At 72.5% G+C, this 331-nt stretch carries 1 protein-coding gene; it reads right to left on the bottom strand.

Going from position 1 to position 331, the window contains the following annotated elements; translation table 11 throughout:
* Positions 1–110: 110 nt before the first annotated feature.
* On the bottom strand, positions 111–331 hold a 221-nt coding region (locus D9V41_RS17110), incomplete at its 5' end, for a zinc-dependent metalloprotease (protein ID WP_208006943.1).

Here is a 331-nt window from a genome sequence, read left to right as displayed (position 1 = left end):
CGAGTCGACCCCTCCCGAGAGCGCGACGACCAGCGGGCGGCCGTCGTCAGCGACGGCGTCGCGCACGAGGCCGCGGGCACGTGCCACGGTCGGGTCGAGCCGCCCGCCCATCAGCCGTGGACCCGGGCCACCCACGCATCGGGGTCGTGGATCTCGGCCTTGCTGGGCAGGTTCGCCGGCTCAGCCCACACGGCCGCGAATCCGTCCTCCCCCACCGTGGACGTGACCTTGCGGACGAAGACGGCGCCGTCACGGTACTGGCTCATCTTGGCCTCGAGTCCGAGCAGGCGACGGATGATCTTGGACAGTTCGGAGCCCCCGCGCCGACGCT

This window comes from Aeromicrobium phragmitis (assembly GCF_003674095.1).
Lineage (GTDB): Bacteria > Actinomycetota > Actinomycetes > Propionibacteriales > Nocardioidaceae > Aeromicrobium > Aeromicrobium phragmitis.
Note: the sequence above shows the minus strand (reverse complement) of the source record. Positions and strands in the feature narration are given on the sequence as shown.